Source organism: Paenibacillus sp. FSL H3-0302 (assembly GCF_037982245.1).
GTDB classification, from domain to species: Bacteria; Bacillota; Bacilli; order Paenibacillales; family Paenibacillaceae; genus Paenibacillus_AQ; species Paenibacillus_AQ odorifer.
Genome location: NZ_CP150284.1, coordinates 2297982 through 2320720 on the forward strand (window position 1 = coordinate 2297982; position 22739 = coordinate 2320720).

The following is a 22739-nucleotide window of genomic DNA, read 5'->3' on the forward strand; positions in this document are numbered from 1 at the left end:
TGATTTGAGAATTTGTGTTATTGTAATCCAAGTTGACAATACAGAGATAAAAGGAGCTTGAAGATGGGAAAAAACAAAAAAGAAGCATTTTTATTTACGTTCATCATGTGTTTTTTGATGGTACTGGGGATGAGTATTTACAATGTAGCACTAATGGAGGGTTGGTCAGGCACGTTAGTTAAGGATGTGATCGTCGGCTACTTGCCTGCATTTATAGTTGCACTCATTCTAGATGTATTTGTTGTAGGCAAGGTTGCGAAGGGGATCGCGCATAAGCTGGTTAAAGAAAATGATCCGATGATCAAAAAAATCATGTTCATATCCTTTTTTATGGTGACCGGAATGGTATTGTTCATGTCCTTCTATGGCGCAGTTCTCCATGTTGGATTTTCTGCTGAGCTACCAAGAGCTTATCTGTCTGCCATAGGTAAAAATTTTATTTTTGCACTTCCACTGCAAATCATTTTAGTTGGGCCGCTTACACGATTTATTTTTGTGAAAATTACTCCAGCTGTGTCTGCGTAGGGAATAAATCAATAGAAGCAATGTACAACAAAACGCTCTCCGTCTGCCGAATAAGCAGAAGAGAGCGTTTTTTTTAGATGAGAAACGTTTATCTATGGCTCGCTCGTTTACGCAAGCGCGTGAACTCTCTTTTTTACAGGTTCGAGTAGATTTAGGGCATACTCATTTCCGCTACCTTTGGGACTATCGTTGCGGATATGCTCCTCCAGACATAATCTGGAATTGTGATCCGCTTGATAATCAGGATGATTATCCAGATACCCCATTAGGGCTTGCCATGAGCCGTAGATATCATCAGTGCTTTCTGTCAGAGCATAGAGGCCGCCGTCGAGCCGCATTTCCTTTAGATGAGCTGGTATCTTCACATTTTCCGGAATTGAGGCACAGAATCCATATCCGTAAGGTTTATTCTCACCACTTGGGTGCGGGTTAGTATTGCCGCCAAACAGCCGTGCTGTGCCTAATAGTTGACTAGCTTCCAGCCATTCATTAACTGGGATCATAGCTTCATCTTCTGGTGAGGTACTAACCGCAACATTGTAGGCAAATCTCATAGCTGGAAGAGTAACGAATCTTACATGAATAGGGGTAGAGTGATTAATAGTTGGCATAGATATAACCTCCTCAGTTTCAGTCATACCATCCGATGGACTGCATGACTTTTCGTTTAGTTCAGATAATAATTGATTTGTAATGGGTTCCTCGAGATGGGCGGATATCCACTGTAAAAAGAGATGGATTTCACCTTCTCTATTTGTTAGTTCTGTTTTTTGATTGTGAATAGAAGCCGCTTGCTGGCTGAGCGCTTCGTACATGGACTGAACGGACATATTTTTAAGCACGGTTCCAATATCCTTGATGCTAATATCCAGCTTTCTTAATAATGAGGTAACCCGAATGGCGAGTATTGCTTTCTCATCATAAATCCGCCAGCCAGAGCTGCTATCCCGCTTACTTTCAAACAATCCTTGTGCTTCCCAGTGACGCAGAGTCCGACTCGTCAGTCCGAATTGCGCAGAAAGCTTATCAATGGTAACAAATCCGCTCATAGACAACTCCCATTTCATAGTTTGATAAGGCGCCTTATGTGGATTATTTTAGCATTTAACGTTACGTCAATTGCAAGGAGAATTAATGATTGGGTATTCGAGATAATTTACATTTCTCATACAAAACATTGTCCAGTATTTAACGTCCAGCTTCTACAATCAAGATATTGGTAGAATGTACCTATTGCAATATGAGGCTTTATACGGAGGATGATATTGTTGAAAGCTAGGTCTATGCATCTAACTATGAAATGGAAGTTGATTTTGAGTTTTTCCGCCGTTGTTCTTTTCTTTTTGGGAGTAGCGTTTTATCAAAACCATAAAATCAGCCAAGTGGAGATTTCTATGGAAACGCAAAAAGCTGAGATGGAAAAAAGAATTACCGTGTCTATAATTACGCAACTGCTGCAGGAAATGAATGCGGTAGAATCTTCGTTAGCGGGTTCGAGTGATTTGGAATTCGTCCAACCTTTTAAGGACAAGCAAACAAAGCTGACTAAAGAGTTGGCGACGGTGAATTTTGCGGCAGGTTCGCCGGCATTTAAAGAGTTAGAACAATTACATAGTCAGATTGGGGAATATACGGGATATTTTGACGAATTGGTAAAGACCATAGAAGACGAGCAGCTTGATCCCATGAGTGTGCTGGAACAAATCGATGAATTACATACGAAAGCTACAGCGTTGAGTGAAGTCATGCTAGTGACTAATGAACAATTGTATACGGCAGCAGCAGAGAATGCAGAAAAAGCACAGGAGTATTCTTTTGATCTGCTTAATCTGACCACCTCTATAGTTGCTTACGCAGCTGTGCTAGTGTTTATTTTCACATTAGTGATTGCGGTTATGCTCATACGTTCCTTCCTGAATCCTATTCATAAACTGCAAGTGGCTCTGCGAAAAATTGCCGAAGGAGATTTGCGTCAGCAGATTAATTCACCTTACAACGATGAGTTGGGCAGTTTGAGTCATCATTTTGATCATATGGTGGAGCGGGTCCGGGAAATGCTTCAGCATACCCAGTCAGTAGCCTCTTCGCTGGCAACTTATTCGCATTCTTTTCAAGAATCTTCATCTATAACGGCGCATACGAATCAAGATATCGTAAGCACTATACAGGAAATCTCGGTAGGCGCAGAACAGCAGGCAGGACAATCTGAGCAGAGCGCTGGCCTGATTCAGGAGCTGGAACGTGAAGTGAATGAGATCACGGAGTATACCGAGGTTATGCTGGCTACCAGTCAAACGGCTAATCACAATACTCGCAAAGGATCTGAATCCGTCATCGCCCTCCGGGAGGTGTCTGAGCATTCGCGAGAATCTGTTAATAAAGTATATCTGGCTTTAACCAAACTGAGTGATCAATCAAAGGACATCTCGCGCATCACTAAATCCATAACAGATATATCTAATCAGACCAATATCCTCTCACTTAACGCAGCAATTGAAGCAGCCCGGGCAGGTGCCTACGGAAAAGGGTTCGCTGTCATCGCTGATGAAGTAAGACAATTATCTGTGCAGACCAAAGAGTCCTCCGTACATATCAGTCAGATTATTAGCGAGCTGCAATCCGGGATGGATGAATTCCAGCAATATATGCTGGTGACCAAAGGAAATCTTGAGGAACAGGATCATAAAGTGGCCGAAACGTTGTCCTCTTTTGAAGCGATTGATCATTCTATTGTGGAGATTAGTAAACAGATTGGGCAAATTCACGACAAAGTGGATATGACTCAGACTATGAACCGTAGACTCGCGGAATCTGTTCATGCCGTCGCGGCCATCGCCGAGGAAACTGCGGCAGGGGTACAAGAGGTGAACGCCTCCAGCGTACAGCAGGATCATGCTATCCGTGATATAGCCCGTCAAGCCATTGAGATTAATGAAATTTCGCAGAATTTATTCAAAGAAATCAACATTTTTAAGATTGATTCGGATGGGGACGATGGGGTCAGATATGAAGGTGACAGGGATACAAAGCATGCTGGCAATCCAGAAGCCGGGGACACATTAGGAGACGTATTAGGAGATGATACATTAGGTGCTGGTGATCCTCCAGATGATAGCGGTACTCCAAATGATGGTGGTACACCAAATGCAGACGGTTCTAAAGAGGGGGCTTATCTGACAATCTCTGCTTAGCTCAGCGGGAAATGGCATTCGTAGCGTAAGGTGGAGTAGAGAATAGAGAATAGAGAATAGAGAAGGGAGCAGGGAGTAGGGAGTAGGGAGTAGGGAGTAGGGAGTAGGGAGTAGGGAGTAGGGAGTAGGGAGTAGGGAGTAGGGAGTAGAGAGCAGGGAGAAGGGAGAAGGGAGAAGGGAGAAGGGAGAAGGGAGAAGGGAGAAGGGAGAAGGGAGAAGGGAGAAGGGAGTAGAGAGTAGTGAGTAGTGAGTAGTGAGTAGTGAGTAGTGAGTAGGGAGTAGGGAGAAGGGAGTAGTGAGTAGGGAGTAGGGAGTAGGGAGAAGGGAGTAGTGAGTAGGGAGTAGGGAGTAGGGTCTAGAGATTAGAGTTTATAGAATAGAGTTTAGAGATGAGAGGCTAAAGTTTAGCGCTTAGTGAGGTTCTACCTGCCGTTTTGATTTTAAGTGTATTTTATACAACTAAAAAAGTTTGTATTTAGCTTGATTAGGGTTTAGTTGTATTTAGTGCAGTTATTTCGAGGCGAAATGACGATAACGGTGGTTTGGTGGGGATATAATTGCATGAAATACAACTAAAACCAGGTGGGAGTACACATACCTGAAAATAGTTGTATAGAGTGCAATTAAATCAACGTATAATTGTGTTTGGTTACATGAAGAAGCTGGCTCATTCGTGGGAGTTGTCCACGAAAAGCCAGCTTTTTATCGTAGTAACATAGTTAGTAATTAGTCCTCGTACGTTTGATTTAGGGTGCTAACTAACTCTGGGAGCCAGTCGCTTAGAGTGAGAAACTTGTATCCCTCCGATTGAGCTTTAGCTGTATCCATAAACCAGGATTGTGTGATCCCGAATGGAGAATTATGCGCATCCGCTGTTTCGCTTTGAATGACGGCTTGTTTTCCGGTCTCTTTTTCAATCAGCGAGATAAGGTCTTTAATACTAACCTTACCGTCTGAGCAAGCGTTGAGAGGACCCGTCACCGTCGAGTTGCCGAGCCAATACAGAAAATCAGCAGCTTCGTCCGAACGGATAAAACAGATATTTGCATCTGGATTCGGAATCCCGATGGGCAGTTCGTTACGTACATGTTCAATATGAAAATGGAGTCTTCGTGTATAATCGTCAGTTCCCAGAACAATCGGAAAGCGGACAGCGGCTACCGGGAACGTAGCTTGTTGGATAAGGACAGCTTCCGCAAGTCTTTTCCCCTCCTGATAGGTGAAATCCTTTCGTCCTCCATAACGAATTGGGTACGTTTCAGGATCGAATATCTCTTCCGTCAGTGCTTGCTCACTGAAATCATAGACAGATAAACTTGAAGTCAGTATGTAACGTGTGGTTTTGCCGTCAAAAATACGGCGTGCCTGATCCGCTTCATCAGGTGAAAAACAAATATTATCGTAAACTACATCCCAACTCGTATCACCTAATGCTTGAGCGAAGGCCTCCGGTTGAGACCGATCTACCTGTATCCGGTGAACGAGATTGCCAAAAGGATCGCTTGTTTCCCCGCGCGTTAATATGGTTACTTCGTTCTTAGAATCCTCAAGCAGACGCTCGACCAAACGTTTTCCAAAAAAGCGTGTGCCGCCTAAAATAAGAATCTTCCTCATCAACCTCACTCCTTGATTGCTATTAATGGTTATTAAAACGACTGTTTATTGGTTTATATAAAGCTTCTGACTCATTGTAGATAAGCAGCGGGATCAGCCAGATCAGCAGCAATGTATTGAGTTTTGAGTGATACAAATTGGACTAAAGGGAAAGAGTTAGTTTGATTGTACCTCGTGCAATAGAATTCGTATTAGAGTGGAGAAAATTTGATCCTATTGCACTCTATACAATCAATGGATGAGCAAGTGGCATTAAACTAACTTTTCACTAGAATCTATTGCAGAGAGTGCAGCAGATTCAATTTTTGCTGCCAGGACGGCGGATTCTGTTGCACAATATGCAACGTTTGTAGCTAGTTACCACAAACCGCCCAAACGCTAATTACACATTAAGCGCACTACTCGCAAATATATCTACTCGTTTTTAACGTAACGAGACACTTAGCTGCCCGAGATCCAGCTTAACGAAAAACTACGCCACCATACACATTCCTGGCGTGGTATAGTTCCAGCTGTTTGAACTGAATCCACCAGCTTGGAAGGTCTGGAAGCCTTGTAAGCTTTGGCTCGATACCGCCATTACAGGTTCCTGGCTTTCGTCCGCAAATACAAGCTCGATCAGCTCGGCAATTTCCCCATGTTCATACGCGGCTGCAAGGCGGCTCAAGACGATCTGCATGGCTGTGTCCTGTGGTAAGGAAGGACCATCGGCCTGAAGCAGCTCTTGTCTTACGAGAGGGAGGGCTTGCCGGGCTCGGTGCAGAGCGGCTTTTATTGCCCCTTCTGTGGTATCGAGAATGTCGGCAGCTTCCATTGCAGAGTGTCCCAATACATCTCGAAGCAGGAACACCGCCTGTTGCAGCGGAGACAAATGACCCTGTAGTGCTTGAAAAGCAGCTTCGATCTCAAATGAACCATACTCCGCAGAGGCCTCAGTGGGGGACTGATCCAGCTCCAACACTCGTGACAAGGTGGCTTTTCGCCGCATGATATCAATCCATGTGTTTCGGGCAATCCGAAAAAGCAATGCCTCAGGATTTGGGTGATTTGTAGAACGGGTATGATGAGTAGAATTTGTAGGAATCGTAGAATGCATTGCAGATTTTGTAGACGGTGCAGTCTTAGATGGCGTTACAGCCTTAGCAGACGTTGCAGTATTAGCAGACGTTGCAGTCTTAGATGGCGTTACAGCCTTTGCAGCCGTTGCAGCCGTAGAAACCGTATAGTTCATTTGATTAGTTTGATTAGTTTGATTAGTTTCAAGTTTTTGATTAGCTCCATTAGCTCTATTAGCTCTATTAGCTTCATTAGCTTTATCATTTTCAATGGTTTCTTTATTTTGTTTAACTTCATTCATTGGACTGTTCCCATTATTTGCGCTCGTTGAGTCCGAAGTCTTCATATAACCTAGGGCCTTGACCCATGTATCCTGAGCTAAATCATCGGCATCCCACGGGGATTGTGTCAATGCAAGACAATATCGCTTCAGAGCTATCTGCAAAGACCTGGTGTTACTTTCATCCGGCGCATCTCCGGTGCTAAGCTTCTCAAGGATGATCACTCTGCATAACTCCTTTTCCAGTAAGGTGATTTCGATTACTTCTAATAATAAACGAATGAGCAGGAAATTAAGATACGCAATTTTAAAAAATAAAAATTCTCACGCCTAACGTATCCTATCCCCATACTAATCCGTTTACAGGGTAGATTTCAAAACTCTAAAACAGATGGAGGTCGAATACGGATGGCGTACGTTCCTTATGTAGTCGAACAAACGAATCAAGGTGAAAGATCTTACGATATTTATTCGCGGCTGTTGAAGGACCGGATAGTGTTCGTAGGTGCGGAAATTGAGGATCAGCTGGCTAACAGTATTGTTGCCCAGTTATTGTTTTTATCAGCAGAAGATCCGGATAAAGATATACACATGTATATTAATTGTCCAGGTGGCTCTATCACCGCAGGCTTCAGTATTTATGACACGATGCAGCTTATTAAACCGCCGGTGAATACCATTTGTACAGGAATGGCGGCTTCTTTTGGTTCTTTGTTGTTATTGGCTGGGGCCAAAGGGAAACGTTATGCCTTGCCGAATAGCGAGATTATGATTCATCAGCCGCATGGTGGGGCGCAGGGGCAAGCTAGTGACATTGCGATCAGTGCCAAACGTATTTTGAAGGCAAGGGAAGTGCTTGTGCAAATTACAGCGGACCGAACTGGGCAGACGGTAGAGAAGGTACTGCAAGATATGGATCGAGATTATTTCATGTCAGCCGATGAGGCGGTTGAATACGGAATTATCGATAAGGTCATCACAAATCTCTAAGACGAAGGAGTGAAGAAGGCTATGCTGGAGGTTTTGCAGGGAAAAGAGGTAACAATCTATTTTGTGGATGGCTCCAACGCTACAAAAGGAGTGCTGGAAACGGTAAGTGAAAAGTTCGTCAAATATCGGACGGATTTTGAAGAGTTTTATATTCCAATCAGCTCGATCTGTTCTATCTCTCTAGATACCAAAACGCGTGAACGAGCCAAAGTAGGATTCACACAATAACATCAACAACATCATCTGTATAAAAATGGGTTAGGAGCTCCACAGCTCCTAACCCGTACTTTCCCGAATAGCCAAATAATGAGCCACATTTGCATGATGCGGCACAACGGTCTCCCCTTTAATCAGCTTGATTAAGGTTCGAGTGGCGGTCATCCCAATCTCCGTTCCTGAGTATTCAACCGAGGAAAGCTTAGGTCGAACGATAGAGGCAATGAAGCTGTTATCAAATCCGAACACGGCAACATCAGCTGGCACCCGTAGACCGTTATCGGTTAAATGATTCATGGCTCCAACTGCCATCCAATCTGTAGAGCAAAACACCGCAGTAGGTAACTCTCCGCTATCCATAATTCGGCGCATGGCGTCGCTCCCATCTTCGACGGCCATCGCACTTTCTACTACCCATTCTTTCCTTAAGGTTATGCCTGCATCCATAAGGGCTTGTAGATAGCCTTTATACCGATCCCCACCCACCGCATTATCTCCCGAGCCGCGAATCATAGCGATTTTGCGATGACCTTTTTGAATCAGATAAGTAACAGCTTCATAAGAGGCAGTTATATTGTCCAGATGAACGGAAGGAATCGTATCCACCTGCGATTGTTGCCCGACAAGCACGCAAGGTGTATTTGAGCTGCGGATGATCTCCAAATGTTCATGGTTTGGAATAGAACCCACAAATATATTTCCTTCTGTCCCCATCCGCTGGAACATCTTCAAATAATGTTGTTCACTTTCTGCACTGCCGTCCGTTAATCCGACCATAATGTCGTATCCATACAAATCCGCGAGATCGCGAATGCCAACATTGAAGTCATCCAGTACAGTGTTGCTATTCTGCGGAATGATCACACCGATCAGCTGTGTATTAGCTTTGTCCGTTTCAAGGCCGATGACATTCGAACGGTAGTTGGTTTGTTTAATAGCTTCCAGTACTCGTTTACGGACATCATCGTTAACTGGTTTGCTGTTATTGATTACCCTGGACACCGTAGAGATCGAAACGTTCGCCAATTGGGCTATATCTTTTATCTTTACCTTCAAGAAGATCACCATAACTTTCCATATGATTCACTTGGTGTTTCAACTCTCGCAAGCATATCACGGATAGCTTCAAGAATCCAAAAGATTGTTGTTGACCTAGGAAATAAAAGGTCCTATAATGATCGCTGAAGGAAAATTATTTCCTTGAAAAAAGCTTGTTTTGAACGATAAAGTTGAATTTTTGCTAAAAACAATAACTGAATTATTAATTCTAATGAATTTCGGGAAAATATTTTCCTGTGAAGGGTATATGAATACGAAGGAGCTGCATGCATTGAACAGAACATGGTGGAAAGAAGCCACAGCGTATCAAATTTACCCACGGAGCTTTATGGACAGCAATGGTGATGGTGTAGGCGATCTGCAGGGAGTCATTTCTAAACTTGATTATTTGCAGGAGCTTGGCATCAATGTCATTTGGATCTGTCCTATTTATAAATCCCCAAATGATGATAATGGTTATGATATTTCGGATTATCAGGATATTATGGCGGAGTTCGGAAGCATGGCCGACTTTGATCAGCTGCTGCACGAGGTTCATGCACGAGGCATGAAGCTGATTCTGGATCTAGTGATTAATCATACTTCGGACGAACATCCATGGTTTGTTGAAGCAAGTTCAAGCAAGAATAATCCGAAGCGGGATTATTATATTTGGAGTGATCCCAAGGACGGGAAGGAGCCGAATAACTGGGAGAGTATTTTCAGCGGTTCGATTTGGGAGCTTGATCCCGCCACAGAGCAATATTTTATGCATGTATTTTCCAAAAGACAGCCAGACCTCAACTGGGAGAATCCTGAGGTGCGCCGTGAATTGTATAGCATGGTCAACTGGTGGCTGGACAAAGGAATCGACGGCTTCCGGGTGGATGCCATTTCACATATTAAAAAAATCACCGGACATCCCGATCTGCCGAATCCACAGAATCTTCCGTATGTTCCGTCTGGCGATGGGCACATGAACCGTGAAGGGATTCACGATTTCTTGCAGGAGCTCAAGCAGGAGACGTTTGACCGATATGACATCATGACGGTTGGCGAAGCGAGTGGTGTAAATGTTGATCAGGCGGAGTCGTGGGTGGGTGAAGAGCAAGGCAAATTTAATATGATTTTTCAATTCGAGCATTTAGCTCTTTGGAATAAGAGTGTGACTGGTGGATTGGATGTTCTGCAGTTAAAATCAGCGCTCTCCCGTTGGCAAAAAGGTCTTGAGGGCAGAGGCTGGAACGCATTGTTCATCGAAAATCACGACCAGCCGCGTTCAGTTTCTACTTGGGGAAATGATGGCCAGTATTGGAAAGAGTCAGCTAAATCGTTGGCTACGATGTATTTCCTGATGCAGGGAACACCATTTATTTATCAAGGTCAAGAAATTGGGATGACCAATGTAAGATTTGAATCAATGGATGATTACGATGATGTGGCGATGAAGAACTTGTATCGTTTGGAGACTGAAGCCGGTAAATCACATGAAGAAGTCATGGAGGTAATCTGGAAGAACGGTCGGGACAACTCTAGAACACCAATGCAATGGAGCGACTCTGAAAACGCTGGTTTCAGCAGCGGCAAGCCATGGATGAAGGTGAATCCGAATTATACGGAAATCAATGTGGAGCGGGCGAAGCAGGACCCTTATTCCATCTATCATCATTACAAAAAGCTTATCGCTCTTCGGGCTGCTAATCCCGTTACTGTTTACGGGATATATGATCTCATTTTGCCTGAAGATGAACGTATTTATGCTTATACGCGGACGCTTGGAAATAAAAAACTGCTGGTCATGTCTAACCTGACAGCAGAGGAAGCGCTGTTTGACCTTCCATTTGATTTGGAGTTTGATACTAGTGAATTGCTCTTGCATAACTATGAGGTTGATCCTGCGGAGCCGATTGAGACTGTCGCATTACGGCCTTACGAGTCCCGTGTGTATATGCTGGTTAACGCACCTGTAGAGCAAGAGGGTAGCAGTGAACTTGTACCTGTACAAGAGGTAAGTGAAGCTTCTTTTCCAGAAACCGTTTAATATATTCATTGTAATTCAAAGCGTCCGGTTATCCGGGCGCTTTTTTTGTTGCGGTAGTGTAGGGCTCTTGCACAAAATGAATGCGCTTACTTAGGCGAGTCGTATAAAAATATTATTTTTTCTATTATTTTTGTTCCCAAAATTAATAGAATACTATATTATGTTATGAATACAGATTCATATAAGTGTATATTCATTCAATTTGGGGTGAAAGTAGACAAAATTATAGGAGGTAAAAAATGTCCAAGAGAATACTATCTTTATTACTAGCTTTTACACTTATGATGTCGGGTCTGCTTCCAGCTGCATATGCAGGTGAAGTTGCAACCGAAATTAACCCGCAGGCGGTTGTTGCTCCGGTTTCTACGGAGAACACAGCTGATCCAGCGGTGCTTTCTTCAGAACAAACTACGGTAGCGACTGCTGTCTATGAACAAATAGCGGCGACAGTTTCCACAGAAGTATACAAAGCTTCTATGACGGAAGCTAGAACATTAGAATTGACTTTAGATCTTCCTGATGGGGCATCGCCTCAAGATATCATCTGGAATTTTGGCAGAACGGCGGAAGAGATGAAGCCGCTGGCAGAGTGGAAGAAATGGAATAAAGATGCGAAAGATTATTCAGGTAATCCTTTCGTAACAGTGACCTATGAGCCGATCTCAGGTTCAAAAGTAAAGGCTTTAATTCATTTTGATTTGCTGTACGGAGAGAATCTTTCATTAACGGGTATACGTGCAGAGTACGTCAAACGAGTGGGAATTTATAATCTAATCGGGACATTACCTGCTGGAGATGTGCTGGTAGAGCAGCAAGTCAAACTAAATCCATATGAAACCTATCATACATATGATGAGATTAAACCGGCGATCGATAGGATTACTGCTGAAAGCAATAATAAATATGATCGATATGTAGAGTATCAGCAAATTGGGACCTCAACTCAAGGTCGTGCCATTCATTTCTCTATTGTTGCTAAGGATAAGTCCTCAGTAGATCAATATTTGAACGAGACCTTACCGCTTATGATGAATGATCCTGAAGCCCTGCAAAAGAAAATTAACGACGGGGATCTGCAGGATTATAAGGTACCTATCTGGTTGAACAACATTCATGCCGATGAAGCCAATGGTGTCGATGTAATCATTAAGTTTTTGGATACGCTGATGACACAGCAAATTGTCACCTATGATACCACTGATGAGAATGGAAATCCGAAAAAGGTAGTTCTGAACATCGACGAAGCGCTTGACCATGTGATTTTCCTGCTTGATTATGTAGAGAATCCTGACGGTCGCGCGTTAAACACGCGTCAAACTTCAACGCTGCTTGATCCAAATCGGGACAACTCTTACCAGACCCAGCCTGAGACACAAGCGGTAACTGCACAAATTGCTAAGTGGACGCCGCTTACCTTTTTGGACATGCATGGATTTGTAAGTGGCTTCTTGATTGAGCCTTGCACACCACCTCATGATCCTAACATTGAATATGATCTTGTAATGCCAAGTATGCTTGAGCAAGCAAATGCCATGGGGAAGGCGGGAATTGCTAATACTAAATATGATTCCTACCATATCCCTTATGAAGAATACGAAAAAACACAGCAGGATCCGAACTATAAAGGAATGAATGCAACAGGTTGGGATGATGCTTCACCGGCCTACACAGCTGTATATGCCATGCATCAAGGAGCACTTGGGCATACGATTGAAGTGCCTGAATTGAATGAAGATTCACTGGATGCCTTTTATTATGCGGCTTTGGGGGCAACCGATTATGTGATCAACAACAAGCAGGAACTGTTCCTGAATCAATTGGAAATCTTCAAACGGGGTATCCAAAATGAGAATACTAATGCTGCTGTTAAAGATTATCTAATCAATGCACAGAATGAGTCCATTGGACGTCCAGGGGTAGATGAGAATACGAATTTCTTCCCTGAGTATTACATTCTTCCGGTTGCAAAAGATTTGCAAAAAAATGATCTGGAAACCTACAAAATGGTTCAGTACCTACTGCGTAACAATGTGAAAGTAGAACGGACAACAGCCAGTGTAACTGTAGATTCTGTAGTCTATCCGGCTGGAACCTATGTGGTGAATATGCATCAAGCCAAAAGAGGTTATGCGAATCTTGTCTTGTATGATGGACTAGATGTCTCGGATTTTAATGAGATGTATTCAGATACGGTACAGAATTTCTCGGCTATGCGTGGTTTTGACCGATATATTAGCCGTTCTGTTGGAGCATTCACTGGGAAAACAGAACAGGTTAGCAGTGTAACGATCCCTAGTACGAATCTAGATCAATCTCCGTTCGAGCAAAATTATGTGATTAAAAACAGCAACAATGATGCGATAAAAGCTGTGAATGAGCTGCTAGCCAACCATAAGGCAGTGACACTGCTGGAGAATGGGGGGACGGGTTACGAGAAGGGAAGTTTCCTTGTTTCCAGATCCAACCTTAGAACGGTATCGTCTAAATATCTGCTGGATATTGTGCCGTTTAGTGCTTCAGAGAACAGAACGGGTAAATTGCTTAAGGCTCCTGAGGTAGCTATTGCAGGAGCGACTGCATTTATGCTGAAGGATCTTGGATTTAACGTAACTACGGATACAGTGGCAGCAGATGTTCTAATCAATTCGGGAACGAATCTGATTGCTACAGGTAAACCATTTATCGGTTATGGAAGAACGATGCTGAAAACTGTTAAAGGGCTTAAGGTCCTCCCTGGACTGGACTATTCAACTCCGGTCAATAAGGATGGCAAAGAAGATGCTCATGAGGGATTGTTTAAGGCTGAGGTCTCTCAGGACAATGTAATTACAGCGCCTTATGCCGATAGCGAATACCTCTACACGGTTTCCGCGGCTTATATTACAAAAGTGCCTGAAGGCGCAGAGATCTTGGCGAAATACGGATCAGGCGCTGACTTTTTCAAAGCAGGCTGGTGGCCGAATAACGAGGCTGCACAAGACCAAGTATTGGCGCTTACTTACAATACAGACAACATTCATGTGACGTTATTTGCGAATGATCTGATGAATAAATATCATCCGCAAAATCAATTCAGATTGCTTGCCAATTCAATCTATGCTGCCGCTCCAGCGGCGACTGAAGAGGATGGTATGGATAACGGGGTGAATGAACAAGAGCCAACAATACCTTCGACACCGTGGCAGCCATCTGTAACATCAACACCTGCACCGACCGTGCAGCCGTCTGCAACACCAACGCCAGCTCCAACTCCAACTGTGCAGCCGTCTGCGACACCAGCCCCAATAGGTTCTAACTTCACGGATCTAGGTAAGGTGGCGTGGGCAGCATCGGCGATTAAAGAGCTGGCGGCAAAAGGGATTCTGCAAGGGGTGAGCGATAATACCTTTGCTCCGCTTAAAGAGGTGACGCGTGCCGAGTTTATTACCATGATCGTGCGAGCTTTTGATCTGCTTGATGTGAAATCATCCGCTGCCTTCAGTGACGTGAAAGCTACTGACTGGTCTTACGGATACATTGCATCCGGGGTCAAGAACGGATTGATTAACGGTGTAGGCAATGGAAAGTTTGATCCTAACCGTGCGATTACACGCGAGGAAATGGCAATCATTGTATCCAATGCACTTAAGAAATTTAAAGGCAAGTCGGTAAGTGATACAAATGCCGCTTTGGCTAACTTTAAAGATCAGGCTACAATCGCTGCTTACGGTAAAGAAGCGGTGGCATTACTAACTCAGGAAGGTATTGTGCAAGGTCTGACTGCGGATACCTTCGGTCCTAAAAACATTGCCAACCGTGCTCAAGCAGCAGTGATTATCGATAGGATGTTGAAGCTTAATTAAGTTTTAGATTCTTATAAAAAATGCAAAAATGCCCCTCAGCTATTTGGCTGAGGGGCATTCTTTTTATAGTTACTTTGCATCATCCGTAGAGGGTAAATCCGGCAGTTGTTGAATGTAGCTGTTTGACATATTTAGAAGCCGCTGAACGGCGTCAAATTGTTCTTTTGTCGAACCGCCCTCTGTTTTTGAGCCATCGATTAGATTAAAGTTGTCTCCATCGTCGTAATCGACACCAGTTAAATACATGCTTGTGTCATTAATGAAAGAGCCGGTAGGCAAAAAGTGTCTGACAGGCAGCATGTTGGTCTGTTGGTTCATCAGGTCTTCTCCGAAGTGGAGCTGGTCTTTCATTGAAATCCCTAACAGGTTAGCTACAGTTGGCATAATGTCGATTTGGCCGCCAGTTTGGCTGTACACGGTAGGTTCACCTACACCAGGGGCATGAACGATGAAAGGAACATTGAACATATCGGTATAACCATATTCGTGTCCGACCATTTCTTCCATTAACGATTTCTCGTTGCCATCAAGGGAATATAGCGATACACCCTGATGGTCACCGTAAAAGACAATGACGCTATCATCCCATAGACCACTGGACTTTAATTGATCCAGGAATTGTCCCATTGCATAATCTGCGTAATTTTGAGCTAGAATATAGTTGCCAACTAGGGTGCCTTCATACCGTTTAGGCAGTGTCATTTTATTTTTTAACTCTGGCATTTTATAAGGGTGATGTGCGCTCATAGAAATGACCATCGCGTAAAAAGGATCATCTTTAGCATCCATTTTGACTAATTCAGGAACAGTCTTGGCATAGAGTACCTCATCTGAAGCACCGAATGCGATATGATCGTCATCCCCATAGAATGCTTGATCATAATACTTATCAAAGTCTAGTACTTTGTATAGGGTTTTGCGGTTCCAGAATTCTACGCTATTGGTGTGAAAGGTTGCTGTGTTATATCCATTAGCTTTCATCAACTTAGGCAGGCTCGGAAGCGCCTTATCCATATAATTGGATGAAGTGGCTACCTCGTGGTGGGGAACGTACAACGAAGTATTCACTACAAATTCAGCATCCGAAGTTGTTCCTTGCCCGGCATTAGTATAGAAGTTATTGAAATAATGTTCGCTTTTCAAAAGCTTATTTAGATTGGGTGTTACTTCCTGCCCGTCAATGCTCAGGCCCAGCAAAAAGTTCTGAAAAGATTCCATTTGTACCACGATTAGATTCTTACCTTGAGCTGCCGCCCAGTACTTCGGTGAGACAGGCTCTGTAATCCCTTTGGTCTCGTTAATGGATGGTTGCGTGATTTCTTTGCTGTCGATTATTTCTTCTGTTTCCCTTGTATCGGCAAAAATAGTATAGACCTCGTAATTAAGAATCCCCATACTCTCCGCTTTTTTGTTCTCGTTCATACTGGCATGATTTGGCCAAACATTAAAGACACAGACCGCCAAAGAAACACTGATGATTCCAAACAAAGCAGTCCGGTTCATGCGGCGGTTCATACCTCTTTCTTTCCAGATCGCAATATATTTCGGACGGAACATAAAAAACATGAAAACTACAATATCCACAAAAATGAACAAGTAGTAAGGGTCCAGCAATGAGTATGTGCTTTCTCCCACCTTAGTTACTTTATCTGCTTGTTCCAAGGCATGATAAGTAGCAATTACACCGTAATATTTGTAATACATTAGCACGGCAAAATATATGACTGAAATCAATAGGTTGGCTATCATGTAATACAGAAACTTTCGTTTGGAAGCCATCCATTCTATGAGTCCAAATACGATAAAGAAAAATGGGATCTCTGTCAGCAGCATGCTCCAGTTAGGACCGTCGCTAAAAACTACGAACCAGGCCACTGCGCATTTTAGCAGCAGGACGAAGCTAAAGACTAGGAAGGGTTTGTTTTTTATATCAAAATCTTTTTTCACTCGTTATCATCCTCTCTGATGCAATTACACCAAGGTCCTGCATATACCTGTATTTCATGGAAATCCGTTGCAATATGCCGAAGCTTATTATGCTCTCGAAGTTAACAAGTGTCAAAAGGTGGACGAGAGCCCTAGAGCGAAGCAACAGGCGATTTATGCCGCATAAGCAGGTAAAATCAACGCCAATCCCAAACTACAGGGTCCTATGCGTATAAAATGATTTTAATAATTTCCAGTATCCCGCAACTTTGTATAATATTCCTCAGTCTAAATATAGAGGAGTGATTAGAGAGGCGGGAATCAGATGACTAAGCGGCAGTTTGTAACGATGGTAACGATTTGTTTTTTTGTACTCTTAAACTCTGGATGTAATCAAGGGGAGAACTCCATAGGTGTGGAACCTGCTGCCTCTATAGCTTCAACGTCTGTACCACAGGTAACGCCGACATCTGCTCAAGTAACTATGATTCCCGAAGACTTTTTGCAAACACTGGATTATAAAGTTCAGAGCCATCCGGAGGTATTTGCAGTTGAGGTACCGCAGAACTGGGAGGTTAAGTTGGGGGAGTATCCAGTGGGACTTTACTGGCAATTAGCGAATGAGTTCTCTAAAGATGCAGGATTGGATTTGACACTGCTGAAGGGGACCACGGTAGAGGTGCAGCGGTATTCCTTAGTCGATGGTTTACCTGGTTCTGGCGAACAAAAAGAATTTTCTTATCCCTCCAACCTCGTTTTGCTTGTGCAATCAGGGAATACCGTTGGTGCGTGGCTGGAATTTAATATTCAAAGTATCGGGCCGTCGATTAAGAAGCGTAGCTTGACCGACATTACAGGACTTACATTTGAGGAGTGGACGGAGAGAGAAGGTTTGTTTGCTGAGGAAGGTGAGAATGGTGACTTAGCCTCATTAGGCCATTTCGAACTTCTGGATGCTTTCTTTCAGGCTATTCAGGATGGTAATCATACCCGTGCCCGCGCATGTTTGAATCCTAATGCCTTACTCACTGCATTGACGGTTAACCGTCAAACGCATCAACTCTATAACCCGGATTTTGGTGGTGAAAATGCTCTCAGTGAAAGTATTGTTGAGGCTAAGCCTACCTCTTATAAAGTGATGGATTATGATACTGGCTTAGAAATTAAAGACATCGGTGATCGCACAACGTTAAATATTGTGGTCGATCTGTATATGAAATCACTAAATCCCGTCTTCAATACCCCAGATGGCCGGGAGATTCGCTTCGCAGTGTTGACCAAACACGCTAACGGCTGGAAGATTGGAGGTTTTGGAACGGGACCGTGAGTTGTTGCGTTATCTATTTTTTAATAAAAGGAGTGATCTCAAGTGTTTAAACAAAGTTTGATGTCAAAAGTGCAGGTAAGTCGGATTTGTAGAGTTGTTGTCGGGACTGTTCTTTGCCTGACTATGGTCTCACCTTTAGTGGCAGCAGCAGATAATGTGAATTCACTTGAAGAAAAGAAATTATTGTCTGGCATCACCCAACTGGACGCTGGTGACAGAAGTGCGTATGCCGTCACTGCGGATGGAACAGCCTGGGCGTGGGGTGGTGGGTATGGCTCTATTGGTAATGGGGCGACCACACCAGCGTATACTCCCGTCAAAATGCATATCGATCATGTAAAGCAAATCTCAGGTGGTTATCGCCATAACTTGATGTTGAAGGACGATGGTACAGTGTGGGCGGTAGGGGGGAACGAGCATGGACAACTTGGCATTGGAACACAGTCTTCTAAGATTCTTGTAGAGCCTGTTCAAGTGCAAGGGCTAACAGATGTGAAAGCTGTTTCTGCGGGGGGCACCTTTAGCTTAGCTCTTCTTAAAGATGGAACGGTCTGGGCGTGGGGAGGCAATGAACAAGGAGAACTCGGTGACGATTCGCGGAAAAACAAGCTAACCCCGGTGCAGGTGAAGGGACTACCCACCGTCCTGTCTATAGCAGCGGGATCGAATAATTCAGTGGCTCTTGGTAACGGCGGAGAGGTATGGGTGTGGGGATCACAGCAACCACTGGGAACTCAGAAGGGCGTAATCTTAAAGCCTACGCTTATTAAAGGAAGCGGAGAATATAGAGCGGTTGATATGGATGGAGCCTATGGACTTTATGGGGCGGCATTGAGATGGGATGGCACAGTATGGATTTGGAATAATTACATAGATCCATATCTGGGAGAAGCTCTAAAGCCTGTTCAGGTTCCAGGACTTACAGACGTCATTTCGCTGACAACAGATTCCGCAGTGAAGGCGGATGGGACCGTGTGGCAGTGGACGGTTGGCGATAAGAACAAGATTAATGTTACACAGTCTAAAGGCATCCAGAATGCAGTTTCCGTTTCTAAAGGGAGCAGAAATCATTATGTACTCTTAAAAGATGGTCATGTCCTTGCCTGGGGGGCAAATGAATTTGGACAGACGGGTCTGGGGGTCAGAGAGATCGAGGTGAGTACGCCTCAGCTGGTGAAGAAATCTATTCAAGTGTTGTTGAATGGGAATGAAATGGAACTGACTATGCCGCCGTTACTAATCAATAATTCGACATATGTTCCTTTAAGAGGAGTCTTCGAGCAGATGGGAGTTAATGTTCGTTGGGATGTTCCATCGAGAGCTGTGGTTGCTGTGAAGGGATCTACAACGCTGATCTTGAATTCGGTAACTGTACAAACGACTGTTAATGGAAAGATTATCGCAACAGATCAAAAACCGGTCTTCATTAATGATAGCGTTTATGTACCCCTCAGATTGATAAGTGAAATGTTGGGGGCGCAGGTAGAATGGGATGCAGATGCTTATGCCGTTCGAATAAATTCCAATAAATAAGTTGACTATATATTAGAAGCTTTAGGCTGAACTCTCCTTCAGGGGAGCTCAGCTTTTTTGCGTGGAAGGCAGAAGATTTAGGGGGATATGCAATGACCGTAAACAAAGCGTACGCGATTTTGAAGAATGTGTGCGGGAATCTTTTCGAGGATTCTTTATACGGATGATGATGAATATTGGAAAAATGGGACAACTTATAATTATCCCAATGATCGTTCAATTATGGGCGCGAAACGGATGGGCATAGCAACAACGATTAATATTGGGACAAAAACGGGTAAGAGTATATATTACGGTCTCTTTGTATTTGTTGCAGTGCTGTTGATTGGAATGTGTGGAAACCGAACTTCTTTAGGCGGAGTTGAAAGGGTGGTGAGATTTTTCATTGATTTTAAAATAAATCGTATGAAGTATAACCCTCTTGTGATAGAATAATCTAGTTGCCCTAGTTTCTGAAAATCCACTCTGTTCCAGCAAAACACCTGATCTATACACGTGGATAATCGAGGAAATATGAGCATTTAAGAGTATTAACAAGATTTCTTAGAGATTTTACACAAAACACATCATTTTTTGTCGGTTTTTATTGATTTATTCAAAAATATTATGTATAATCAGCCTTGTTGATTTTGCAAATGGAATTTTAGGAGGTTTTTATTTTGGGAAAAGCGTTAATTATTGGCGCTGGCGGCGTAGCAAGTGTTGTTGTTCATAAATGCTGCCAGAACCCGGATGTATTTGAAGAGATCTGCATTGCTAGCAGAACTGTCGCGAAATGTGACGCTCTGAAAGATAAATTAGCCGGAGGCCGCACGAAGATTTCTACTGCTCAGCTCGATGCAGATAACACGGACGAAGTCATTGAACTGATCAAGAGCTTTGAGCCGGATGTCGTTATTAATGTCGCTCTCCCATATCAGGACCTGACGATCATGGATGCGTGCCTGGCAACAGGAGTGCACTATGTGGATACTGCCAATTATGAACCACAAGATACAGCGAAATTCGAATATTCCTGGCAGTGGGCTTACAAAGAAAGATTTGAGAAAGCTGGCCTTACCGCTTTGCTCGGCAGTGGATTTGACCCAGGAGTAACAGGCGTATTCACGGCTTACGCGCAAAAGCACTATTTTGACGAGATCCATACCATTGATATTGTAGACGCCAACGCTGGCGATCATGGATATCCATTCGCTACAAACTTTAATCCTGAAATCAATATTCGTGAAATTACCGCTAATGGCCGTTATTTCGAGAATGGCGAGTGGATTGAAACTGCACCACTTTCTGAGAAGAAAGTTTACGATCTTCCGGAAATTGGACCTAAAGATATTTATCTTTTGTACCATGAAGAGCTGGAATCCTTGGCTGTTAACATCAAGGGCGTGAAAAAGATCCGTTTCTGGATGACTTTCTCACAGAACTACCTGACTCACTTGAAAGTGCTTGAGAATGTGGGTATGACTTCTATCGAGCCTATCATGTACGAAGGTAAAGAGATCGTTCCTTTGCAATTCTTGAAGGCAATGCTGCCTGACCCAGCTTCCCTGGGACCAAGAACAAAAGGTAAAACTAACATTGGATGTATCATCCAAGGTACTAAAGACGGTAAGCCAAAAACTTATTATGTATACAACGTTTGCGATCATGAAGAATGTTATGCAGAGGTTGGCTCCCAAGCCATTTCCTATACTACAGGCGTTCCTGCAATGATCGGAGCAATGTTAATTATAAAAGGAATCTGGAAGAAACCAGGCGTGTACAACGTAGAAGAGTTCGATCCAGATCCATTCATGGAAGCTTTGAATAAACATGGTCTGCCTTGGCAAGAAGATTTCTCGCCAACGCTGCTAGACTAAGGCGCGATTGATGGATATTGATATCAGCGTTGTCCCGTCACCATGTTACCTTGTAGATGAAAGATTGCTTACCCGCAATCTTGAGATTATGAATTCTGTACAAGAACGTACAGGAGCTAAGATTTTGCTCGCGCAAAAAGGCTTCTCTATGCACTCCTTGTATCCGCTAGTTGGCAAGTACTTGCATGGCGTAACTTCCAGCTCCTTATTCGAAGCCAGACTTGGCTATGAAAAAATGGGCAAAGAGGTTCATGTCTACGCACCAGCTTATGTGGACAGTGAATTTGATGAGCTTCTTGAATACTCCGATCACATTGTGTTCAATTCTTTTGACCAGTGGAATCGATTCAAGGATCGTGTGAAAAATGCACCGAAGCACATCAGCTGCGGCATTCGAGTGAATCCGGAGTATTCCGAGATCGAAGTTCCGCTGTATGATCCATGCTACAATTATTCCAGAATGGGAGTAACTCTCCCTAACTTTAGACCTGAAGAGCTTGAGGGGATTGATGGATTACACTTCCATACCATGTGCGAACAAAATTCAGACACACTGGAGCGTACGCTCAAGGTAGTCGAAGAGAAGTTCGGACCTTATCTCAAAGGGATGAAATGGCTTAATTTTGGTGGCGGTCATCATATTACACGTCCCGATTATGATCTGGAGACCCTTGTCCGCTGCATTTTGCATATGAAAGAGACTTACGGTGTGGAAATCTATCTGGAGCCAGGTGAGGCCGTTGCGCTTAATACTGGATATTTGGTAGCTACCGTTCTGGATGTTATGCATAACGGAATGGACATTGCGATTCTCGATACTTCGGCTGAATGCCACATGCCAGATGTACTGGCTATGCCATACCGTCCGAACATTATCGATGCTGGACAACCTGGGGAATATCCTTATACGTACAGATTAGGTGGAATGACTTGCCTAGCCGGAGATGTTATTGGAGATTATTCCTTCAAGGAGCCTTTGAAATACGGCGATAGACTCGTATTCCTAGATATGGCGCATTATTCTATGGTGAAGAACCATATGTTTAACGGCGTGAATCTGCCAGCTATCGTCAGCTACAATGACGAAGAAGGAATTAAAGTAATCAAACAGTTCGCTTTCGAAGATTTCAGCGGACGTTTATCTTAATAGAATGATCTAAAAAGGTGTCCCTTCAGGGACACCTTTTTTGCTATAGTTCCAGTCCTTTGAATGCGCGATTACATCTAGGAAAAGAGAAGTGATGCTAAGGACCGTATAGCAGCTATTGGTATTTATTAGCTTATTTAGCTAAGGTAATGGA

16 protein-coding genes and 1 pseudogene are annotated in these 22739 nt (G+C 43.5%); 11 read left to right on the plus strand and 6 right to left on the minus strand.

Annotation, left to right across the window (positions count from 1 at the left end; all coding sequences use genetic code 11):
- The first annotated feature begins 63 nt into the window (after nt 1–63).
- The gene (locus tag MHH50_RS09975) at nt 64–525 is read left to right on the plus strand and encodes a DUF2798 domain-containing protein (protein ID WP_340034258.1); all 462 of its coding nucleotides are present in this window, start codon (nt 64–66) and stop codon (nt 523–525) included.
- Between the two features lie 107 nt (nt 526–632).
- On the opposite strand, the gene MHH50_RS09980 is transcribed toward MHH50_RS09975, so the two are convergent.
- On the minus strand, nt 633–1574 hold the full coding sequence (locus tag MHH50_RS09980; protein ID WP_076276388.1) for a MerR family transcriptional regulator: 942 nt from the start codon (nt 1572–1574) through the stop codon (nt 633–635).
- A gap of 246 nt (nt 1575–1820) precedes the next feature.
- Here MHH50_RS09980 and MHH50_RS09985 point away from each other — a divergent pair, with 246 nt between their 5' ends.
- Entirely contained in the window at nt 1821–3716 is a 1896-nt protein-coding gene (locus MHH50_RS09985) for a methyl-accepting chemotaxis protein (RefSeq protein WP_340034259.1), read from the plus strand.
- A 726-nt stretch (nt 3717–4442) separates the two neighbouring features.
- On the opposite strand, the gene MHH50_RS09990 is transcribed toward MHH50_RS09985, so the two are convergent.
- The 3 genes and pseudogenes from MHH50_RS09990 to MHH50_RS10000 form a co-directional block, all read right to left on the minus strand.
- Nucleotides 4443–5330 carry an NAD-dependent epimerase/dehydratase family protein gene (locus MHH50_RS09990; protein WP_340034260.1) on the minus strand — a complete coding sequence of 296 codons (888 nt, stop codon included), beginning with the start codon at nt 5328–5330 and terminating at the stop codon, nt 4443–4445.
- A 472-nt stretch (nt 5331–5802) separates the two neighbouring features.
- On the minus strand, nt 5803–6732 hold the full coding sequence (locus MHH50_RS09995) for an RNA polymerase sigma factor (protein WP_340034602.1): 930 nt from the start codon (nt 6730–6732) through the stop codon (nt 5803–5805).
- A pseudogene (locus MHH50_RS10000) lies at nt 6730–6831 on the minus strand (sigma factor); the annotation flags it as partial. The gene MHH50_RS09995 and the pseudogene MHH50_RS10000, both read right to left, overlap by 3 nt.
- Nucleotides 6832–7074: 243 nt before the next feature.
- On the opposite strand from MHH50_RS10000, the gene clpP reads away from it, so the two are divergent.
- Both clpP and MHH50_RS10010 read left to right on the plus strand, forming a co-directional pair.
- Nucleotides 7075–7656: an ATP-dependent Clp endopeptidase proteolytic subunit ClpP gene (clpP, locus tag MHH50_RS10005; RefSeq protein ID WP_036679301.1), complete on the plus strand. Its 582-nt coding sequence runs from the start codon at nt 7075–7077 to the stop codon at nt 7654–7656.
- A gap of 21 nt (nt 7657–7677) precedes the next feature.
- Nucleotides 7678–7884, plus strand: a complete 207-nt coding sequence (locus MHH50_RS10010) for a hypothetical protein (RefSeq protein ID WP_076125006.1) — start codon at nt 7678–7680, stop codon at nt 7882–7884.
- A 48-nt stretch (nt 7885–7932) separates the two neighbouring features.
- On the opposite strand, the gene MHH50_RS10015 is transcribed toward MHH50_RS10010, so the two are convergent.
- On the minus strand, nt 7933–8928 hold the full coding sequence (locus MHH50_RS10015; protein ID WP_256717185.1) for a LacI family DNA-binding transcriptional regulator: 996 nt from the start codon (nt 8926–8928) through the stop codon (nt 7933–7935).
- A gap of 274 nt (nt 8929–9202) precedes the next feature.
- On the opposite strand from MHH50_RS10015, the gene MHH50_RS10020 reads away from it, so the two are divergent.
- Together MHH50_RS10020 and MHH50_RS10025 are read left to right on the plus strand one after the other, a co-directional pair.
- Nucleotides 9203–10951: an alpha-glucosidase gene (locus MHH50_RS10020; protein ID WP_340034261.1), complete on the plus strand. Its 1749-nt coding sequence runs from the start codon at nt 9203–9205 to the stop codon at nt 10949–10951.
- A gap of 239 nt (nt 10952–11190) precedes the next feature.
- Nucleotides 11191–14793, plus strand: coding sequence for a M14 family metallopeptidase (locus MHH50_RS10025; RefSeq protein ID WP_340034262.1), 3603 nt, complete (start codon nt 11191–11193; stop codon nt 14791–14793).
- 69 nt (nt 14794–14862) lie between these two features.
- Here MHH50_RS10025 and MHH50_RS10030 read toward each other — a convergent pair whose 3' ends face one another.
- Nucleotides 14863–16740 carry an LTA synthase family protein gene (locus tag MHH50_RS10030; protein WP_340034263.1) on the minus strand — a complete coding sequence of 626 codons (1878 nt, stop codon included), beginning with the start codon at nt 16738–16740 and terminating at the stop codon, nt 14863–14865.
- A 304-nt stretch (nt 16741–17044) separates the two neighbouring features.
- Here MHH50_RS10030 and MHH50_RS10035 point away from each other — a divergent pair, with 304 nt between their 5' ends.
- The 5 genes from MHH50_RS10035 to nspC all read left to right on the plus strand — a co-directional run bounded on the left by MHH50_RS10035 (nt 17045) and on the right by nspC (nt 22585).
- A complete protein-coding gene (locus MHH50_RS10035; protein WP_340034264.1) occupies nt 17045–18046 on the plus strand; it encodes a DUF4830 domain-containing protein in 1002 nt (333 codons plus the stop codon).
- A gap of 42 nt (nt 18047–18088) precedes the next feature.
- Nucleotides 18089–19579, plus strand: coding sequence for a stalk domain-containing protein (locus MHH50_RS10040; RefSeq protein WP_340034265.1), 1491 nt, complete (start codon nt 18089–18091; stop codon nt 19577–19579).
- Nucleotides 19580–19801: 222 nt separating this feature from the next.
- Nucleotides 19802–20014, plus strand: a complete 213-nt coding sequence (locus MHH50_RS10045) for a hypothetical protein (RefSeq protein WP_139331009.1) — start codon at nt 19802–19804, stop codon at nt 20012–20014.
- 224 nt (nt 20015–20238) lie between these two features.
- Nucleotides 20239–21438, plus strand: coding sequence for a saccharopine dehydrogenase family protein (locus MHH50_RS10050; protein WP_036679313.1), 1200 nt, complete (start codon nt 20239–20241; stop codon nt 21436–21438).
- Between the two features lie 10 nt (nt 21439–21448).
- Nucleotides 21449–22585, plus strand: coding sequence for a carboxynorspermidine decarboxylase (gene nspC, locus MHH50_RS10055; RefSeq protein ID WP_076125019.1), 1137 nt, complete (start codon nt 21449–21451; stop codon nt 22583–22585).
- Nucleotides 22586–22739 lie beyond the last annotated feature (154 nt).

Excerpts from the sequence above, each read along its gene's own strand:
- MHH50_RS09975 (WP_340034258.1), top strand. The coding sequence starts at position 64 with ATGGGAAAAAACAAAAAAGAAGCATTTTTATTTACGTTCATCATGTGT.
- MHH50_RS09980 (WP_076276388.1), bottom strand. The coding sequence starts at position 1,574 with ATGAGCGGATTTGTTACCATTGATAAGCTTTCTGCGCAATTCGGACTG.
- MHH50_RS09985 (WP_340034259.1), top strand. The coding sequence starts at position 1,821 with ATGAAATGGAAGTTGATTTTGAGTTTTTCCGCCGTTGTTCTTTTCTTT.
- MHH50_RS09990 (WP_340034260.1), bottom strand. The coding sequence starts at position 5,330 with ATGAGGAAGATTCTTATTTTAGGCGGCACACGCTTTTTTGGAAAACGT.
- MHH50_RS09995 (WP_340034602.1), bottom strand. The coding sequence starts at position 6,732 with ATGAAGACTTCGGACTCAACGAGCGCAAATAATGGGAACAGTCCAATG.
- clpP (WP_036679301.1), top strand. The coding sequence starts at position 7,075 with ATGGCGTACGTTCCTTATGTAGTCGAACAAACGAATCAAGGTGAAAGA.
- MHH50_RS10010 (WP_076125006.1), top strand. The coding sequence starts at position 7,678 with ATGCTGGAGGTTTTGCAGGGAAAAGAGGTAACAATCTATTTTGTGGAT.
- MHH50_RS10025 (WP_340034262.1), top strand. The coding sequence starts at position 11,191 with ATGTCCAAGAGAATACTATCTTTATTACTAGCTTTTACACTTATGATG.
- MHH50_RS10035 (WP_340034264.1), top strand. The coding sequence starts at position 17,045 with ATGACTAAGCGGCAGTTTGTAACGATGGTAACGATTTGTTTTTTTGTA.
- MHH50_RS10045 (WP_139331009.1), top strand. The coding sequence starts at position 19,802 with ATGGGCGCGAAACGGATGGGCATAGCAACAACGATTAATATTGGGACA.
- nspC (WP_076125019.1), top strand. The coding sequence starts at position 21,449 with ATGGATATTGATATCAGCGTTGTCCCGTCACCATGTTACCTTGTAGAT.